Origin of the sequence: Anaerococcus sp. Marseille-P3915 (assembly GCF_900258475.1) — a bacterium.
GTDB lineage: Bacteria > Bacillota > Clostridia > Tissierellales > Peptoniphilaceae > Anaerococcus > Anaerococcus kampingae.
The window spans coordinates 1,149,945-1,167,867 of record NZ_LT984887.1; the positions used below are offsets into that span (position 1 = coordinate 1,149,945).

The 17,923-nt window shown below is 34.5% G+C and carries 17 protein-coding genes and 1 other annotated feature; all 17 genes read right to left on the reverse strand.

The features are described from left to right. Window positions 1-3: 3 nt before the first annotated feature. Window positions 4-1,098 (reverse strand): tetratricopeptide repeat protein, encoded by a 1,095-nt coding sequence (locus tag C8269_RS05680; RefSeq protein ID WP_106460757.1) that lies wholly within the window; start codon window positions 1,096-1,098, stop codon window positions 4-6. Next, complete coding sequence (locus tag C8269_RS05685) at window positions 1,091-1,798, reverse strand: hypothetical protein (protein ID WP_106460758.1); 708 nt, start codon at window positions 1,796-1,798, stop codon at window positions 1,091-1,093. The genes C8269_RS05680 and C8269_RS05685 overlap by 8 nt, the downstream gene beginning before the upstream one ends. 1 nt (window position 1,799) lies before the next feature. Continuing rightward, window positions 1,800-3,497, reverse strand: a complete 1,698-nt coding sequence (gene argS, locus C8269_RS05690) for an arginine--tRNA ligase (RefSeq protein WP_106460759.1) — start codon at window positions 3,495-3,497, stop codon at window positions 1,800-1,802. Between the two features lie 8 nt (window positions 3,498-3,505). Further along, the gene (locus C8269_RS05695) at window positions 3,506-5,851 is read right to left on the reverse strand and encodes an endonuclease MutS2 (RefSeq protein ID WP_106460760.1); all 2,346 of its coding nucleotides are present in this window, start codon (window positions 5,849-5,851) and stop codon (window positions 3,506-3,508) included. After that, window positions 5,851-8,061 (reverse strand): peptidase U32 family protein, encoded by a 2,211-nt coding sequence (locus C8269_RS05700; RefSeq protein WP_106460761.1) that lies wholly within the window; start codon window positions 8,059-8,061, stop codon window positions 5,851-5,853. The genes C8269_RS05695 and C8269_RS05700 overlap by 1 nt, the downstream gene beginning before the upstream one ends. Beyond that, window positions 8,061-8,552 (reverse strand): cell division protein ZapA, encoded by a 492-nt coding sequence (gene zapA, locus C8269_RS05705; RefSeq protein WP_106460762.1) that lies wholly within the window; start codon window positions 8,550-8,552, stop codon window positions 8,061-8,063. Before zapA ends, C8269_RS05700 begins: the two co-directional genes overlap by 1 nt. A gap of 9 nt (window positions 8,553-8,561) precedes the next feature. Then, window positions 8,562-10,949 (reverse strand): phenylalanine--tRNA ligase subunit beta, encoded by a 2,388-nt coding sequence (gene pheT, locus C8269_RS05710; RefSeq protein ID WP_106460763.1) that lies wholly within the window; start codon window positions 10,947-10,949, stop codon window positions 8,562-8,564. A gap of 8 nt (window positions 10,950-10,957) precedes the next feature. Then, a complete protein-coding gene (gene pheS, locus C8269_RS05715) occupies window positions 10,958-11,980 on the reverse strand; it encodes a phenylalanine--tRNA ligase subunit alpha (RefSeq protein ID WP_106460764.1) in 1,023 nt (340 codons plus the stop codon). A gap of 28 nt (window positions 11,981-12,008) precedes the next feature. After that, window positions 12,009-12,218: a binding site (T-box leader), on the reverse strand. Beyond that, window positions 12,209-12,928 carry a TrmH family RNA methyltransferase gene (locus tag C8269_RS05720; protein ID WP_106460765.1) on the reverse strand — a complete coding sequence of 240 codons (720 nt, stop codon included), beginning with the start codon at window positions 12,926-12,928 and terminating at the stop codon, window positions 12,209-12,211. Its footprint overlaps the feature before it by 10 nt. Continuing rightward, window positions 12,928-13,281: a 50S ribosomal protein L20 gene (gene rplT, locus C8269_RS05725; RefSeq protein ID WP_106460766.1), complete on the reverse strand. Its 354-nt coding sequence runs from the start codon at window positions 13,279-13,281 to the stop codon at window positions 12,928-12,930. Before rplT ends, C8269_RS05720 begins: the two co-directional genes overlap by 1 nt. Window positions 13,282-13,291: 10 nt before the next feature. Next, window positions 13,292-13,489: a 50S ribosomal protein L35 gene (rpmI, locus tag C8269_RS05730; protein WP_106460767.1), complete on the reverse strand. Its 198-nt coding sequence runs from the start codon at window positions 13,487-13,489 to the stop codon at window positions 13,292-13,294. Then, entirely contained in the window at window positions 13,479-14,048 is a 570-nt protein-coding gene (gene infC, locus C8269_RS05735) for a translation initiation factor IF-3 (protein ID WP_106460768.1), read from the reverse strand. Before infC ends, rpmI begins: the two co-directional genes overlap by 11 nt. A 124-nt stretch (window positions 14,049-14,172) precedes the next feature. Continuing rightward, entirely contained in the window at window positions 14,173-15,021 is an 849-nt protein-coding gene (locus tag C8269_RS05740) for a DegV family protein (protein ID WP_158698385.1), read from the reverse strand. 15 nt (window positions 15,022-15,036) lie between these two features. Further along, window positions 15,037-15,471 (reverse strand): MarR family winged helix-turn-helix transcriptional regulator, encoded by a 435-nt coding sequence (locus C8269_RS05745; RefSeq protein ID WP_106460770.1) that lies wholly within the window; start codon window positions 15,469-15,471, stop codon window positions 15,037-15,039. 253 nt (window positions 15,472-15,724) lie between these two features. Then, entirely contained in the window at window positions 15,725-16,579 is an 855-nt protein-coding gene (locus C8269_RS05750; protein ID WP_106460771.1) for a DegV family protein, read from the reverse strand. Next, the gene (locus C8269_RS05755; RefSeq protein ID WP_106460772.1) at window positions 16,579-17,082 is read right to left on the reverse strand and encodes a DUF1836 domain-containing protein; all 504 of its coding nucleotides are present in this window, start codon (window positions 17,080-17,082) and stop codon (window positions 16,579-16,581) included. Before C8269_RS05755 ends, C8269_RS05750 begins: the two co-directional genes overlap by 1 nt. 43 nt (window positions 17,083-17,125) lie before the next feature. Further along, window positions 17,126-17,863: a hypothetical protein gene (locus C8269_RS05760; protein WP_106460773.1), complete on the reverse strand. Its 738-nt coding sequence runs from the start codon at window positions 17,861-17,863 to the stop codon at window positions 17,126-17,128. Window positions 17,864-17,923: the final 60 nt, after the last annotated feature.

Genomic DNA, 17,923 nt, shown 5'->3' on the forward strand with positions numbered 1-17,923 from the left:
ATTTTATAATTTATAGTGGTTTTTTAAAATAGATAGATTTTCTTTTATCTCATCCGTTAGGTCATCGTAGGTTAAAAGCTCTTCGATATCTTCCTTAGCCTTGGATAAATTTCCCAAGACAAGGTTGATTTGAATCTTATTATAGGTCATCCTTGGATCTTGCGGATATTTTTCAAGTCCCTGATTTATGATCTTTATCGCTTCCATTTCTTCTTTATTTAAATATAGGCTTATGGCATAATCATTGTAAAGTTCCCTAAAATCTGCATTTAATTCTAGAGAATTTTCAAAGGCCATTATTGAGTTTTCATATAGGCCCATATTTTGGTAGGCCACGCCTAGATAATAATAGGCGTCGGCTCTTTTTACCTTATTTAAGAGCTTGGATAAAGTATCAACAGCCTTACTATAATCTGACTTACCAATAAAATAGAGGCTTTCCTCTATTTCTGCATTGTCGTCAACTGCTTCTATCTTATTTCTAATTTCTTCCTTGGCTAATTCATCCTCGGTTTTCCTGAGGGCATTTTTGTAATATGACCTTGCCTTGATATATTCGCCAAGATTTGCGTAGATGTTGCCTAGCTCATAAAAACCTATGGCAAAGTCTTCGTCTTTTCCAATTGCCTCTTGCAAAATCCTTAGAGCCTCTCTTACAAAATCATCCTTATATTCGCTATCCTCTTCGTAGGCCTTTGGCCACAAGAGTTTAGCATAAAGATAGGCTGCAAAATTATTTTCTCTTTTCAATAGATAAAAACCTCTTGCTAGAAGTAGGGCCTTGTTAGGATTTGCTTCTTTTACGATCTTATCAGTGGAATAGGCTCCTAAGTCTTCTATATAATTATTTAAGGCCTTTACATAGGCATCTTTATAGACAAAATCAAAGTCAATTGCTAGATTTATAATCATAGCTTCAAAGACTAGGTCTAAATTTATATTATTGGCAAAGTCCCCGCTTTTGATCCCCTCTTTCATATCTTCTATATAAATCGGGAGGGATAAGCCAGATAAATCCTCATGCTTAGCGACTTCTTTTAGTTCTATATAGGCTAAATTGTCGTGAAATTTATAAAAATATGCATCTAACTTAGTCATCAAAACCTCTCATGAATTTCCTTTGTCGATATGGATGTTCGTTTAAATACTTAAACAAATGGCCCCTAAATAGCATAAAGAAGCTGTGAACTAGGGAAATAATTAAGCAGGCAAAGATTTTATTTGTGCTCATAGCTTGACCAAGACCTAAATATATTGACAATATAAATTCCAAAGCTATGAATAGCAAGCTAAAGATGCCGTAGTTTAGGATATTGTTTTTAACAAAAACAATAGATTCACGAATTGCATCTATGCCATACCTATTATTTAGATAAATCTCCTCATAAAGAGCTGATGTTAGGATTTGAATTATAATCCTGACTATAATATTTACCCTCACAGGGAAATTCACTAATAAAAGGCTTGCTACAACATCTAAGATATACATCCAAAACATGGTTTCTATAAGAGGCATGAAGTAATTACCCATGGAGTTTTCTAGAGACTTTTTGCCTGTATTGCCGTATTTTACAACAGATATCAAGCTTTGTAGGATAAAGGATGTAATGATTACCCCTATGAAATAGTGGATTATTCCGCCGATTGTACTTCCAACAGGCCCAAAGCCAAATTCATTATTGTCAAAAATTGTTGATACCATTACAAATATTAAGACAAAATATGATTTGCCAAGCTTTTTGATGGTCTCCCTAAAGGCTATTTTTGTGGTGTGGAAGAAGTCTTTAATTCTTTCCATCTTACATCTTCTCCACAGTCTTGATACCTAAGATTGCTAGACCTGATTTAATTACTATTGATGTAGCGTAGGTTAGAGCTAGTCTTTCTTCTTTTAATTTTTCATCATCGACCATTATCTTAGATGAATTGTAGAACTTGTTAAAGCTACTTGCTATGTCTGTTAGGTGTCTGGTGATTAGGGATGGTTCGTATTTTTCCTTAGCTTTTATCACAACATCTTCAAATCCAGCAAGTTTTTTAGCAAGGCTAAATTCATCATCGCTGGTGATTTTTTCTATATCAAGCTTTCCTACTTCACTTAGGCCTGCCTTTCTAAGGACAGATTTGGCCCTAGCATAGGTGTATTGTACATAAGGTCCTGTTTCGCCATCAAAGTTTAAGACCTCATCCCAATCAAAGACATAGTCCTTTATCCTGTTATTATATAGCTCTTGGAATTTAACAGCTCCGATGCCTACTACCCTTGCAGTTTCTTCTACATCATCTACTGTATCTTCCCTATCTTTAATGATTTCTTTGGTCTTATCTATTGCCTTATTTAAAACATCTTCTAAGAATACCACCTGGCCCTTTCTGGTTGAAAGAGTTTGGTCTTTTAGGCTTACCATACCAAATGGGATGTGCTTGCAGTCTTTGGCAAAATCATAGCCCATTAGTTCTAAAATCTTGAATAATTGTTGGAAGTGTAGATTTTGCTGGGTAGCTACTACATATAAGTTCTCGTCAAAGTTATACTCTTTTTTCCTATTTATAGCTGTGGCTATATCACGAGTAACATAGGCAGATGAGCCATTTGACTTGATTATTATTGATGGTGGGAGGTCAAATTGAGATAGGTCTATAATTTGTGCCCCATCTGATTCTACAAGGAGATTTTTCTCCTTTAATTCCTCAATTACATCTGGGATAAATTCTGAATGGTAGGACTCACCGTTGTAATTATCAAAGTCAATGTCTAGAAGCTTATAAACCCTATCAAATTCTTTGAAGGAAATTTCCTTAAACCATGACCAAAGTCTGGTCGCTTCCTCGTCGCCTTCTTCAAGTTTTTTAAATTCCTTGCGGGCTACATTCATCATCTCTTCATTTTCGCTTGCTTCTGTATTATAGCGAACATATAGGTTTAAAAGCTCTTGGATTGGGTGGGCATTTAATTTATCATCATCACCCCAAAGCTTGTAGGCTGCAATCATGGTTCCAAATTGGGTACCATAGTCGCCAATATAGTTTGTAGCAATTGTATTATAGCCTAAAAATTCGTGGATATTTCTAAGAGCATCGCCTATTACAGTTGATCTGATGTGGCCAATGTGGAAGGGTTTAGCTATATTTACTGAAGAAAAATCTATAACTACAGTCTTGCCTTTACCCATGTCAGATTTACCGAAGTCCTCCTTTTTATCTAGGATTGTATTTACGACTTCATTTTGGAATTTTTCCCTATTTAGGAAAAAATTTATATAAGGTCCTATGTTTTTTATCTCAGAAAATTCTTCTATTTCAAGCGAATCTACTAGTTCACCTGCTATTTGGGCTGGATTTTTCCTTAAGGTCTTTGCTAGTTGGAAGCACGGAAAGGAATAATCTCCCATATTTTCTTGGGGTGGAATTTCGATAAGGTTCTTAATCTCTTCAGAGTTTAAACCAATATCTCCTCCCTCTAATTTTTTTGCAATAATTTCTTTAAAATCTTTCATTTATCCTCCTAGGAAAACTTGACTATGGTTACTCCATAACCGCCTTCTTTGTCATCTCCGAACCTGTAAGAAGCAACTCTCTTGTCAGTTTTTAAAATCTCGCTCACTCCCTTGATAAGGGCACCTGTTCCCTTGCCGTGGATTATCTTAGCTTGGGATAGGCCTGCAAGCATAGCATCGTCAAGGTACTTATCTACATTTCTCATGGCCTCGTCATATCTTTGACCCCTTAGGTCAAGGGTAGCTGATATGTGCATGGCTTTTTTAACACTATACACTTTTTCGATGTTTTTCTCAGTTTGCTTATCCTTCTTGATTTTTCTAACGTTTTTTATGTTAGAGTCCATCTTTAGGATTCCCATCTGAAGCTTGATATTTCCCTTGCTATCTGGCGCCTCGATTACCTGGGCTTCTTGGCCAAGACCTTCGACTATTACCATATCACCCACCTTAAGCTCATCTGGTATATCCTTAGATTTCTTAAGTCTTAAGCCCTCTTCCTCATTTGCTATATAAGAATCCTTGTATTTATTTCTAATCTTATTTAGGGACCTGTCTATATCGGATGTGTTGGCATTTTTACTTCTTTTGGCTTCTTTTAGCATGGCCTGGCTTTCTTTATTGGCCTTATCCAAAATTTTGTTGGCCGCATCTTCAGCCTTTTTGATGATTTCTTCTTTTTGCTTATCAATCTCTTTGGACTTATTTCTAAGCTTATCTTTTATAGATTGGATTTCTCTCCTATAATTTTCTATCTGCCTATTTTTAGCCTCTATCTCTGCCTTGTCATCTTCGATTTCTTCTAGGATTTTATTTATATTTTGAGTATCTTCCCCAATTAAAGATTTGGCCTTAGTTAGGATTTTTTCTGAAAGACCAAGGCGTTTTGAAATCTCAAAGGCATTTGATTTTCCAGGTGTACCTATATCTAGTTTGTAGGTTGGAGATAGGGTTTCTACATCAAATTCTACAGAAGCATTCATTACCCTATCATTTTCCATGGCATAGTATTTAAGCTCGCTATAGTGGGTTGTAGCAAAGGTCATTACTTCGTTTTCTGTTAGGCTGGAAAGGATTGAAATGGCAAGGGCAGCCCCTTCTATAGGATCTGTTCCTGAACCAATCTCATCTAATAAAACCAAGGAATTGGAAGTCACCTTATTTAATATATCTACAATATTGGTAAGGGATGCTGAAAATGTTGATAGACTCATCTCTATTGACTGTTTATCTCCTATATCTAGAAAAATATCGTCAAAGACATTTAGCATGGACCCTTCCTCGGCAGGTATAAAAAGGCCAGTTTGAGCCATAAGGCTTATAAGGCCTACGGTTTTTAAACTTACTGTTTTTCCACCTGTGTTTGGTCCTGTTATTATAAGAGTTGTGTAGTCCCCTCCAATTGCCACATCTATTGGAACAACACGCCCTGGAAGAAGTGGATGACGAGCCTGTTTGATATTTATAATCTTCTGGTCATTTAATCTTGGTATAGAATAATCATTTTCTAGACCAAACTTGGCCTTGGCTTGAAGAAAGTCAATCCTTCCTATGAGCTTTTGATTTTCTAGGATTTCTTGATCAAATTTTTCTGTAAATCTTGATAGCCTGTCAAGGATTCTTCTGATTTCAGCATCTTCCTTAAGCTCGAGATCCTTGTATTGGTTGTTAAGCTCGACAATTGCAGAAGGCTCTATAAAAAGAGTGTTGCCTGAAGCTGACTTATCGTGGACAATGCCATTTATTACAGCTCTCTTATTAGTCTTAATCGGAACTACATACCTACCATCCCTTACAGACACCACCTTATCTTGAAGGGCATCTTCATATCGAGGAGATGTCACATAGGAATTGAGTTTATTCTTGATTTCAGATTCTTTCCTAGCCTTGGACCTTCTGATATTTAATAGTTCTCTTGAGGCATTGTCTGCAATTTCTTCTTCATTAATAATAGACCTATCTATCTCATCCTTTAGAAATTCATTAGTTGATATCCTATCAAAGATATCTAAAAGATAAGTATCTTCGATGTTTTTTCCATAATCTTTTAGGTATTCACTAACTCTTAAAAGACTTAATACCTTAAGCAAATCAGCCGGCTCAAGGATACCATTTCGTCTTACATAGCCAATTATTTCTGTAAAATCATAAAGGCCGAATATATCTATATTTCCATTTCTTGAAATAATCTTGGCCATGGCAGCAGTTTTTTCAAGCTCATCTTTCAAATAATCTATATCTGTAGATGGCATTAGTTTTAATATTTTATCTTTTGTAATAGAAGAACGAGCCATTTTTGCAAGTCTTTCTAAAATTTTTGGGTATTCTAATACTTCTAAACTTTTTTTCTGCACTAAATAACCCCTCTTTCGTAATTTAACTTATCTGTCTTAATTTTATTCTGGTAGGATAAAAGGTCCTCATCTGAAAAAACTGACACAAGCCTTGATAAGGTCGGTTCTAATAAAGATTCATCAAAGCTAGCTAGCCTGTAAGGATAGATTTTTGTAAGGCCATCACGCCTTAGGGTAAGCAGCCTATCATTATTAGCAGATTTCATCTCTCCTTTACTAAACTTACAGCTTTCACAGCCTCTTAGGCCGCATTTTTTGATTGTAGAAAATGGACAATGGACCATGTTCATCAGCTCAATCCTGCCAAAGACCAAGGCCTCAATGTCATAAGCTTTGGCATTTTTATTTATAATTTCTAGTTGATTTTCAACAGATGATTCGATTTTTTCTGCAAAGCCTAAGTAAAAGTCAAAAGCGTAAGAATTAAGAACATTTAAATATCTACCTATCCTTATCTTAATATCTTCTTTCTTAAATCTTTCTATAAAATCAAAATCCCTATAAGAATTAAAAATCACCCCTCTTATGGAATTTGTCTTTATATAGGAAACAAGGTCATTTATTTCATAATCCCAGTGGGAATCTAAATTTAAATAGAGAGAAAAATCCTTATATTTTGGGTCATATTCTTTTATATAAAGATTGTCAAAGCCCTTTATAAGGTCTGGGCTGATGTCATTTGTCATCAATTCTAGATTTCTTTCTGCTTTTTGATTTGAAAGATTTTTAAGAGTTGGCTTTTTAATTTCTATCTTTTCTCTCTTATAGACTCCCGCAATCTTATGACTTAAGGCACTTATGGCATCTCTTCTAAGCTTATTGATTGTCTTTTTCCTGATAAAGATATTATCGTCTATTTCAATATTTATGGTATTTGCCTTAAAGATTTCATCCTTAAACCTATCTAGATTTTCTCTTATTGAAGATTCATCTATAGCTATTTTTTGGCTAGGCTCGTTAAACTCTTCTGAAAAGACCTCTACCTGGTAATCTTTATAGACTAATTTTAGACTAGCTTTTTCATTTAAGCTTGCCTTAAAATATAGGTCAAGGCCCAGATTTTTATATCTTTCAAGGCCCTTTGCCAAGTCATCCTTGATGGACTCAGCATTTAACATGAGGATATCTGATCCTACTTTGGCATCCCTATACTTATCAAGGATGAATCTTCCGCCCTTTTTTATCTCTTCTGTGATTGTAAGAGGAAGCTTCTTTCCTCTTTCAGTTTGTACTTCTAGATTATCGCCCTTATGAAGGTCAGATTTTGCTAGGAAGGATTTTTTATTTTGGTAAATCTCAACCCTTCCCACAGACCTGTGTTTATTATCAGCTTCTCTTAAGATATAATCAGATTTTTGCCCAAAGATAAAGCCCTTGGTATAGCCCCTATTGGAAATATCCCTTAGCTTTTCTCTATTATAGGATGCTTTTTCAATTTTTTCCTTATAGGCCCTCACACTTGTGTAGACATATTCAGGCGACTTCATCCTGCCTTCAATTTTTAGGCAGTCTATGGATAAGTCCAAAAGTTCGTCAATATTATCAAGGACATTTAAGTCTTTCATATTTAGAAAATAATCATTTGCCAAGACCTTACCATCAGATATTAGGTCATATTTTAACCTACATGGTCCTGCACACCTGCCCCTGTTGGCTGATCTCTCTCCAAAATATGAGCTCATCAGACATTCGCCAGAGTAAGATACACAAAGGGACCCATGGACAAAAACTTCCTTTTCACAAGGAAGTTTGGCTATTTTTCTAATTTCTTCTATGGGAGTCTCACGGGCTATAACAATTCTCTTAAAGCCCATATCCATAAGGGCCTTGGCCCCGTGATAATCCCTAACCGCCATCTGAGTTGAGGCGTGTAGGTCAAGTCCTGGGACTTGGTCTTTGATAATTGAATAGAAGCCAATATCTTGGATTAAAAGCCCATCTACACCGTATTCGTATAATTTTTGGGCATAGTAAAGGGCCTTATCCATCTCGGAATCCTTGATAAGGGTATTCATGGTCACAAAGACCTTCCTGTCAAATAAATGTATATAATCGATTATCTCTTCTATATTATCTAGGCTAAAATTTTTGGCATAGGCTCTTGCTCCAAAGTCATCAAGGGCCAGATAGAAACTATCTGCCCCTGCTGCAAGGCCTGCATAAAGCATATCTATATTACCTACTGGTGCTAAGATTTCTGCTTTTTTCATCAAAGTTTTCCCTTCAATAGTTCATTTTCCTTTGTCAAATCCATGACTTGTTTTTGCAAGGCCTTCATCTTATCCCTAAGCTTTTTAGAATCTGTCTCTTCTTTGCTAAGCTCTAAGATTTCCTTATCCTTATCTTGTAAAAGAGCCTTAAGTTCGGTATTTTCAGCCTCAGCCTGGTCATACTTTTCTTTATAAGAACCATATTCATTTTTAAAATTGTCATGATCTTCTTTTAAGGCTGGGTATTCATTTATTGCTTCTTTGTTTTCTTCGTAGAATTTCTTGAAAGAATCCTTATCTTTCATATACTCATCCGCAATATTTAGGCAGGCTAGGACCAGCTGCCTATCAAAAGTGAGCCTATCAGACTTGACATCCTGAATTTTTTTGTCCACATAAGCTGCTATATTTTCAATATTTTCTTTTGATTCTTTAGTAACAAGCGGATATTTTACTCCATCTATTTTGACTTCAAGTCTTATTTCGCTCACACTTATCTCCTATGCTCTTAATACTATATCTTTGTCAGCAAGGTCTTTTAAGATATTTTCTTCTACATCTTTGATATCTTTTTCTTGTAGAGTTCTCTCATTTGACCTGTACCAAACCCTATAGGATACTGATTTTTTATCATCATCCACACCCTTGCCTGTGTAGATATCAAATAGTTCGATTTTTGCAATCAAGCCCTTGCCGTGATCATTCATTGTATCTTCAATTAGCTTGCTTTCAAGGTTTTTATCTGTTACAAATGAATAGTCTCTTTCAATGGCTGGGAATTTTGCAATTGGCTTGTATTTTTTATTTACAACTCTAGAGTCTTTTATAAGTTCTAGGTTTATCTCTAAAACAATAGCTCCCTTGCTTATATTATACTCATCTCTTACTTCATAAGAAATCTCACCCATGATTCCTATTTTTTTACCAGCAAATAATATATCTGCACATCTTCCTTGGTGGAAGGCGTAGTTATCTTCATTTGCCACATATTCAAAGCCTGTAAAACCTGTATTTCTCATGGCTTCTGTGAAGAAATCTTTCATATCATAGAAAGAATAATCGCCATATAGGCCCATAGTTAGGGTTAAGTTTTCTTTTGGAAGTTTATCGCTTGTTTTCTCAAAAGTCCTATCAAGTTCAAAAAATCTCATGTTTTTTTGGCCATACTTGATATTTTTAGCTATTACATCAAGCATATTGGCAATTTGAGTTGTCCTCATTACAGAGAAGTCTTCGCCAAGTGGATTTATTAGGCTAATATAGTCCCTAAGCTTTGAATCTTCGGCGATTCCTAGTCTATCGTATTCTCTTGGTGAGATGAAAGAATAGGTTGCTAGTTCTGAGAATTTTTGGCCGACAAGCTTGTGTTTTAAATCATCCCTTAGAAGTCTTAGAGGAGATCTTTCACCCTTTTTAAGGGATGAAACTAGTGGCTTAGATTCAATCTTACCCATGCCGTAAAGTCTAACAACTTCTTCGATTAGGTCAGCTTCTATTGTTATATCATTTCTAAAGTATGGAGCCTTGGCTTCAAGAGTATCTTCGTCAATATCTTTAACTTCAAATTCCAATAGCTCTAGGTTTCTAACTGCTTCTTCCTTAGTAAAGTCGACCCCTGTTAGCATATTAAGTCTTGATATTCTAAGCTTAACGACAGGATTATTTGTTTCTTTCTCGCCCTCATCATAAGAAGACCCAACAATTTCGCCTATATTTAAGTCTTCTATGAGTTTCATAACCCTTTTTGAAGCTATATCTGCCATTTCAATGGCAACTCCCTTTTCAAATCTAGAGCTTGCCTCACTCCTTAGGTTGAGTTTCTTAGAAGTATCCCTGATATTGTAAGCATCAAAGCTTGCAGCTTCTAGGAGGATATTTGTGGTTTCATCTGTTATTTCAGAATCAAAACCTCCCATTATACCTGCTATGCCAATCGCTTCTTTGCCATCAGCTATAACTAGCATTGAAGGATCAAGTTTTCTTTCTGTATCATCAAGAGTCTTGATTATTTCTCCTTCTTTTGCATCTCTTACTATAATTTTCTTATCAGCTAGCTTGTCTAGGTCATAGGCATGGAGTGGTTGACCTGTTTCTAGCATTACAAAGTTTGTTATGTCTACTATGTTATTTATAGGTCTGATTCCTGCAAGCATTAGACAATTTTGTAGCCATTGAGGAGATTTTCCTATCTTTACATTTTTTACAACCCTAGCTGTATATCTTAGGCAAGAATCACTTTCTATACTAATTCCATTTGCATAAGCTTTTATGTCCTCGCCATTATCTTTATAATCTAGGCTAGGATAGGTGATTTTTTCACCAAAACTTGCTGCTGTCTCTCTTGCCATACCCATGATAGATAGGCAATCAGACCTGTTTGGTGTGATTTCATATTCTATTACTGGAGTATTAGAATATAAAGCTTCTGCAGCTGGTGTGCCTGGTTTATATTCACCAGCTAAAACTATCACCCCTTCTCTTAATTCTTTAGGAATTACAGAATCCTCATATCCAAGCTCTGAGTAGGCTGTAAGCATACCTTGGGATACGATACCGAAAAAGTCGTGGTCTTCGATAAGAGTTCCATTATCCATCTCTGTGCCAGATGTAATTACTGGAAGATAGTCTCCTACTTTTGTGTTTTTTGCATTGGTTATAATTGTAATTGGGGAATCTTTCCCAACATCTATGGTCAAAACCCTAAGCCTATCAGCATCTGGGTGGTCTTTTTGTTCTAGAACATGGCCTACCACAATGCCTTCAAGGTCAGATGTGTGGATGGTGACTTCTTCTACGTGAGATCCGGTTTCAGAAAGCCTGTCTGTAATTATTTTTAAATCTTTATCTATATCTATATATTCTTTTTGCCAAATTAAAGGTACTAACATTCTTCCTCCTAAAACTGTTCTATAAATCTCTTGTCGTTGTCATATAAAAGTCTGATGTCATCTAGGCCGTATTTAACCATGGCAATTCTGTCTACTCCTAGACCGAAGGCGAATCCTGTGTATTTTTCGCTATCAATGCCGCATGCCTCTAGAACATTTGGGTGAACCATGCCGCCGCCTAATAATTCCATTGACCAACCGGTATTACCACAAGCAGGACATCCCTTACCCATGCAAGCTGGACAAGTTACATCTACCTCAAGTGATGGCTCTGTGAATGGGAAGTGGTGAGGCCTATATCTTAGCTTCATTTCATCACCAAACATTTCCTTGATAAAGGTCTCAAGAGTTGCCTTTAAATTTGCCATTGACACATTTTCATCCACAACTAGGCACTCTAATTGGTGGAACATTGGTGAGTGGGTTGCATCAACTTCGTCATTTCTGAAAACCCTACCTGCTGATACCATCTTGATTGGCAATTTTCCTTCATTCATAACCCTAATTTGCATAGATGAAGTGTGAGGACGAAGTAAAACTTCATCATCAATATAAAATGTATCAGATGTAGACCTTGCCGGGTGGTTTTTAGGGCTATTTAGATCATCAAATACAAATTTGACTGTATCAACCTCAGGTCCCCCTACCACATCAAAGCCCATGTTTTGGAATATTGTTTCAAGCTCTTCCATAGTTTGGTTTATGACTGCTAAATGTCCTGACTCATACTTATCAAAATGAGCTGTTACATCTATTTTTTCTTCTTTAATTTTTTCTTTTAATAGTTCATTTTTAATCTTTTCATTAGCCTCTGCCAAAAGATTTTCTATTTCCTTGCTGGCTTGGTTGATTAATTTACCAGCTTGAGGTTTTTCCTCATTTGGTAATTTCGATATAGATTTTTTAAGATCTGTTATTGTTCCTTTTTTGCCAAGGTATTTTACTCTTAGACTTTCAAGAGTTTCTAAGTCTATTGCCTTTTCCACTTCGACTTTGGCATTTTCTAGAACTTGTTTTAAATTTGCTTCCATTTTTCCTCCAAATAAAAAAATCCGCCCTACAAAGGACAGATATATACTGCGGTACCACCTTAATTGATTTTTATAAAAAAAATCCACTCTTAACTTTAACGATAAGTCTACGTCTCAACTACTATTATTTCATCTTGATGTTCATCGGTGAATACCCTAATCGTGACTTAAAAGGCTCTCAACATCCCTTTTTTGCTGTATAAGAATAATTAAAGTCTTTCCGAATCATTACATTAGTCTATTCATTATTATACTAGCAGCAATAGCTGCATTCAAAGATTCTATATCTCCTTCCATTGGGATTTTTACAAAAGTGTCTGTTAGACTTCTTACTTCCTTCCCTAAGCCATTTGCTTCATTGCCTATGGCAAGGATTATATTAGAATCACTTTTATATTCTCTTATATCTAGGCCTGACATATCTGCTGCCAAGAATTTATAGGAATCCTTAAAGCTTGCTATTTCATCATAAGTAAGTTTCACTATATTTAGCCTAAAGACTGATCCCATGGATGCCCTGAGGGCTTTTTCATTGTAAATATCAACACAATCAGGACTTAAGATTATATCGTTAAATCCAAAGGCTTCTGCACTTCTTATCATGGTGCCGATATTACCTGGATCGTTGATATAGTCTAATAGTAGAACCTTTTTACTTGATATCTTTTTTGGCACAGGCTTTCTTATGACTGCCCCTATGCCATCAGAAGATTTAAGCATGGTTAATTTATTAAAAAGTGCCTTATCAAAAACAAGACTTTTTAGATTTGTCTCATAAGATACATCACTTCTTAAAAAAATAAAATCTATATTAGCAGATGAGCTTATTGCCTCATCTACTAATTTCCTAGATTCTATTATAAATAAATTTTCTTTTTCTCGATATTTTTTATTCTTAAGCTTGTTTATAAGCTTGTAGTTTTGATTTGATACCGACTTTATTATCATTAAGCTTCTTTGTTAGCTAACTCTACTAATTTTGTAAATTCTTCTGGAGCATTTACTGCCATTTCAGCAAGCATCTTTCTGTTGATGTTGATGTTTGCTTTTTTAAGATTGCCCATAAGTTTTGAATAGCTTGTGCCATTGATTCTTGCTGCTGCGTTGATTCTTGCGATCCATAGTTTTCTGAAATCTCTTTTTCTGCGTTTTCTACCAATGTATGCATATGATAGAGATTTCATTACAGCTTGGTTAGCTGTCTTAAATAGAAGGCTTTTGGAACCGTAATAACCCTTTGCTTGTTTTAATACTTTTTTATGTCTTTTCTTTGCATTTACTGCTCTTTTAACTCTTGCCATCTATATCCTCCTATGCACCGATTAATCTTTTTACATTCTTAGCTTCTGAAGCTGAAACTAGTGTACCTTTTCTTAGTCTTCTTTTTCTATTTGGTGATTTCTTAGCTGTTAAGTGGCCTTTGTAAGCCTTTCTTCTCATAACTTTACCAGAGCCTGTTACTTTAAATCTTTTAGCAGCTGCTCTTTTTGTTTTCATTTTATTTGCCATTATTTTCTCCTTTTTCATCATTTGGTTCTAGAAACATAACAAGTGATCTGCCTTCCATTTTAGGCTTTTTGTCAATCTTGCCGCAACCATCTAGCATACCATTGAACTTCTCCATTAAGTCATAGCCAGGTTCTTTCCTGCCTAATTCCCTACCACGGAATCTAATAGAAACTTTTACTTTATCCCCGTTGTTTAAGAATTTTTTTGTCTGATTTGCCTTAGTTTGCAAGTCATTATCCTCGATATTTAAAGAGAATCTTGTCTCTTTAAGCTGAGCATTTTTTTGTTTTTTTCTATTCTCTTTATCTTTTTTCTCTTGATCATATTTAAACTTACCATAGTCCATTATCCTTGTTACAGGTGGTTTTGCATTTGGACTCATTAGTACTAGGTCAAGTCTCTTTTCATCTGCCATATCCTGAGCATCTCTAAGAGAAACTATTCCTATTTGGTTTCCTTGATCATCGATTAGTCTTACTTGACTAGCTCTAATTTCATCATTGATTCTTAAATCTTTTATAGTTATACCTCCAATGTATTGTATAAAAAAAGCGGGCACAAAGTACCCGCATAAATTCTAATAATAAATCTATTAACCTACAAACAAAGTCGGTAGGTGAGTTTGGGTACTTCTTTCTTGTTTACGTATATGATAATACTACTTATTTCTTATCTTGTCAAATTTATTTGATTCTTATATAAAATAAACCAAAGGCCTTTTCTCCTGAGTAGACTCTTAATACTGAACCGAAAGTATTATGATGGTAAGCCTTAGCCTTTTTAATTAAATCACTTGCCTTATCTTCAATCTTTTCAAAAAGACTCTTATCTCCACCAAAGCCTAGGCCCAGATAATATTCTTTGGCTCCTTCTAGGTCCGCTCTTACTTTTTTGATGGCTTGATCAATTGCCTTATCTTCCTTTACCTTTAGTTTAACTAGGTCTACCTTTCCCTCACTTGCTACCTTTAACATGGGTTTGATATTTAAAAATTTAACTGCCTTACCAAGTGGGGCTGATATTCTTCCGCCCTTTACTAAATTTTCTAGGCTATCAACCCATACATAGGCTGCCTTTTCATCTCTTACATGATCTAGCCTTATACAAATTTCCTTAAAGGATAGACTTTCATTTATTAGATCATCTGCATAATTTACAAGAAGAGATTCCATTAGGGAAGCATTTCTTGAATCCATCAGATACATATCTTCATCAAGTTCATTTTTAAAAACATTGTAAGTTGCTGATAAGCCTGATGAAAGTGATATTATTATTATCTTTTCATAGCCCTTAGACCTTATCTCTTCTATAATCTCTGCACAATCTCCTGGTGATGGGGCACTTGATTTAGCAAGCTTATCAGGATTATTCTTGTTGTGTTCAACTACTTCATCGCTTGTTATTTCTATCTCATCTTTTAGATATGAACCATCTATATTTACATAAAGAGGCAAAACAAAAATATGGTCTTTATTTTTATACTCATCTATTAAGTCAGAGGTTGAATCTGTTAGTATTGCAATTTTTTCCACTTTTGCCCCCCCTATTTAGTCATTTATATTTTTCATCTCAGCTTTGATTAGGCCAAGTGACTTATAGATGTTTTCCATATCTTCTTTGCTTAACTTTTCTTCAAGCCTGTCCATTACTTCACTTATACTTGAGAAGGCTATTTTCTTGTATGTTTTAAACCTATCAGTTAGCCTTAGGATAAATTCTCTTCCATCTTCTTTTGATTGAACCTTTTCTACATATCCCTTTGATACCAGAGTATTTATTTTATAAGAGATATTTGGTTGGGAAATTCCTAAAATTTTTACCAGCTCATTTACAGTTGGTTTTTCGAGTGAATCGATAATATTGACTACCATCGACTCTGTATAGCTAAGTGTGGCTTCTCTTTTTTCAAAACCCGAATAGATTTTGGTATAGAAATTAATGTTTGCCATTGTGATTATGTCTTCTAGAATGGTTTTTTTCATATGGAGCCTCTTTTGTATTTTTAATAATTTAGAATATATCTTTAATAACTATTATCTTATAAAATTCGACAAAAGGCAAATATTCTATCCATTATCTCAAGCTATTTTTGCTAATCTATAGGTATTTCAAGTTTTATCTAGTTTTAACAACTAGATGAAATAAAATAATTCGCCCTAACTTAGGTAAATCATAAGCAAGTTTTAAACATGCATATATGAAATCTCTAATTGTAGGACGATTTTTTATTCTTTTCTAATCAAGGATGAAAAAACCAAAACCAAATAAGCCTGGTCCTGTATTTGCACCAAGAGTAGGAGAGATTTGTTCTTCTATATATAAGCTTGCCCTTCCTATATAATCTTTAAGCAAGTCTCTAAGCTTTACTAGACCTTCTTCATAACCTCCATGACAAATAAACATGTAATAATCTTTGGCATTTGCAAGGTACTGGTCTGCAATTTTTTCTAATTGTCTGAAGACCTTTTTTTCTCCTCTGACAATTTTTACTATTTCAAATCCGCCTTCTGGTTGGCTTGTTTTTACTATTGGCTTTACTGATAAGGCATCGCCAATTTTTGCAAATGATTTTGGAACTCTGCCGCCTTCTACTATATATTTAAAGGAATCTATAGTGAAAAATACCTTAGAATCATAAATTTTTTCTGATAGTATATCTCTTATTTCCGCAAATGTTTTGCCATCTTCTATTAATTTTTTGGCATAAACAGCAAACAGCCCTTCTGCTAAAGTTAGGTTGCCAGTGTTTAGAGCAAAGACATCAAGACCTTCTATTTCCGCAAGATTTAGAGCATTAAAGGTACCTGAATACTTACTTCCTATGCTTATAGCTATAAGTTTATCATAACCATCATCTCTTATTTTCTCCAAAAGCGCCTGAATATCTCCAGGTGATGGCATGGATGTTTTAGGTAAGCTTTCCTTTGATCTTACCCAATCATAAAATTCATCCGGACTTATATCTAGCCTGTCCCTCAAAAACTTACCATCTAAATTTACATATAAGGGCAAAAGATAAAACCCTTCTTTTTCTATTAATTCTAAAGGCAAATCTCCTGCTGAGTCTACCAATATTGCAATTTTTTCCATTATTTCTCCTCGCTCTCATCTATGCTTATTTTTGTATAAAGTTTTGTAAATAAAGAGCTTGCAAGGTAATACCAAACCTTGTCACGGTGTTCTTTGAAATTTACCTTTATATTTAAGTTATTATTTGTATTTAGAAAATCTTTTTTAGCACAGGTAAATATGCCTACAAAGTCTTGATAGGACTCTTTAAAGGCGAAATTATCAATTTCTATCTCAATTCCCTTTACTATATCCTCAATACTGATTACCTGCTTAAAAATTGTTATAACTATGAGCTGTGCAATAGTCGATCTCATGTATTTTTTATTTTCAGGTTTTTCTATATAGTCTAATTTAACATAATTATTTATCATAGATGATGTAATTATATTTCTATCTATTACGTATAAGGGGCTTAGAACTTCTTTCAGATAATCAAGAAGCTCTCCTTTGTATATGCCGTAGCTTGGAATTTCATCCCAATTAGGAAGCTCTATACTTGCTAATCTTCTTATTTTTTCCATCTCACTGTTCCTTATTATACTTCACCAAGCTTTTAGAACTAAATCAGTCAACTTCTATTTCGATTTCTTCGTTTAGCTTGCTTATCTTCCTTATATCTAAATCATTATTATTATATTTTTCTTTAAACTCTTTGCTTATAGCTTCTCTCCCACCAATCTTAGTAGGAAAAAATATCTGGCTTTCAGAAACTTTCACTAAGGTGTCCAAATAAGCAAAAGATTTTTCATCCAAAGGATATATCGGCAAGAAAATTATATCAATTTTTTCTTCTTCTAAAATATCTAATAAGTCAAGATAAGAGGATTCATCTATCTCAGCTAAATTAATATTTCCCCCATAAAAGATAACCAAAGAGTCTATTCTTATTAAATAAGCAAGGCTAGACTTATCTATACTAAAGCATCTGATCCTAATGTTTTTATCTGCCAGCTTGAAATTTAAAAAATCATGATCTTTTACCAGTTTGACATCTTCCTTATTATATAAATCTTTAAGGTCTTTCATGCCAAGCTCATACTTATTTAAATAGATTATATTATCCTGATATTTAAGGTCCCTTACAGATTCGCTAAGGACATAGTTTATAGATTTAAGCTTGGCTAGGTTGAAAATCTCTGTTGTATAAGAATTTTCATCATTCTTCGTCACAAAAAACAAGCTATGTTTTGTTTCTGGTATATCTAAGATACCCCTTGCATAATCAAATACAAGGAATAAATCTCCATATTCCAAGCTATAGCAGGAATCATATATATAATTTGCATAAACTTTTTCGCTCATCTTAACTCCTTCATATAGAAATTTATACCCATTTTTTATATATTTAAAGTATAATTCTTC

Bases quoted from the DNA above. Each gene is read 5' to 3' on its own strand.
- pheS (WP_106460764.1), bottom strand. From the start codon at position 11,980: ATGGAAGCAAATTTAAAACAAGTTCTAGAAAATGCCAAAGTCGAAGTG.
- C8269_RS05745 (WP_106460770.1), bottom strand. From the start codon at position 15,471: ATGAAAAAAACCATTCTAGAAGACATAATCACAATGGCAAACATTAAT.
- argS (WP_106460759.1), bottom strand. From the start codon at position 3,497: ATGAAAGATTTTAAAGAAATTATTGCAAAAAAATTAGAGGGAGGAGAT.
- rpmI (WP_106460767.1), bottom strand. From the start codon at position 13,489: ATGGCAAATAAAATGAAAACAAAAAGAGCAGCTGCTAAAAGATTTAAA.
- C8269_RS05760 (WP_106460773.1), bottom strand. From the start codon at position 17,863: ATGAGCGAAAAAGTTTATGCAAATTATATATATGATTCCTGCTATAGC.
- C8269_RS05680 (WP_106460757.1), bottom strand. From the start codon at position 1,098: ATGACTAAGTTAGATGCATATTTTTATAAATTTCACGACAATTTAGCC.
- C8269_RS05700 (WP_106460761.1), bottom strand. From the start codon at position 8,061: ATGAAAAAAGCAGAAATCTTAGCACCAGTAGGTAATATAGATATGCTT.
- pheT (WP_106460763.1), bottom strand. From the start codon at position 10,949: ATGTTAGTACCTTTAATTTGGCAAAAAGAATATATAGATATAGATAAA.
- C8269_RS05755 (WP_106460772.1), bottom strand. From the start codon at position 17,082: ATGGAAAAAATAAGAAGATTAGCAAGTATAGAGCTTCCTAATTGGGAT.
- rplT (WP_106460766.1), bottom strand. From the start codon at position 13,281: ATGGCAAGAGTTAAAAGAGCAGTAAATGCAAAGAAAAGACATAAAAAA.
- C8269_RS05750 (WP_106460771.1), bottom strand. From the start codon at position 16,579: ATGGAAAAAATTGCAATATTGGTAGACTCAGCAGGAGATTTGCCTTTA.
- C8269_RS05685 (WP_106460758.1), bottom strand. From the start codon at position 1,798: ATGGAAAGAATTAAAGACTTCTTCCACACCACAAAAATAGCCTTTAGG.
- C8269_RS05720 (WP_106460765.1), bottom strand. From the start codon at position 12,928: ATGATAATAAAGTCGGTATCAAATCAAAACTACAAGCTTATAAACAAG.